At 24.2% G+C, this 429-nt stretch carries 2 protein-coding genes; one reads left to right on the top strand and one right to left on the bottom strand.

What is annotated here, in order from left to right; translation table 11 throughout:
• A partial coding sequence (locus QWI17_RS21600) for a hypothetical protein (RefSeq protein ID WP_302724609.1) occupies positions 1-183 on the top strand: 183 nt, incomplete at its 5' end.
• Positions 184-203: 20 nt separating this feature from the next.
• Here the strand turns inward: QWI17_RS21600 and QWI17_RS21595 are convergent.
• On the bottom strand, positions 204-429 hold a 226-nt coding region (locus QWI17_RS21595; RefSeq protein WP_302724608.1), incomplete at its 5' end, for a hypothetical protein.

Below are 429 nucleotides of genomic sequence, written 5' to 3'. Positions count from 1 at the left end.
TATAATAAGTTTTCAGAAAATAAATCTACAAAATCAATTTATAAAGAATATTTACACCAAAAAGTTAAAAATATTTCTTTCGAAATCTATAAAAAGCATTTAAACAGAATAAAATTTGAAGTAAAAAAGAGAATATTAAGTAGAAAATATAAAAAAAGGAGATCAAAATTGATCTCCTTTTAAGTTTTATGATAAAAAAGTAATTAGTTTGCTAAAACTATTACTTTATTATTGTTCATTTCTATTGTTCCTCCTTTGATATCTAACAATAATGTAGATTCATTAGATGGAGAACTGTAAACTTTACCAGATTGATTATCGAAATCTTCGAAAGTTTTTGTGTGAACTTTAATTTTGATTGTTCCTTCACCTAAAGTTGCAACGATAGGAGCGTGGTTATTTAATAACTGAAATTCACCATCTTTCCCT

It is taken from the genome of Gilvimarinus gilvus (assembly GCF_030518155.1).
Taxonomy (GTDB): Bacteria; Pseudomonadota; Gammaproteobacteria; order Pseudomonadales; family Cellvibrionaceae; genus Gilvimarinus; species Gilvimarinus gilvus.
Note: the sequence above shows the minus strand (reverse complement) of the source record. Positions and strands in the feature narration are given on the sequence as shown.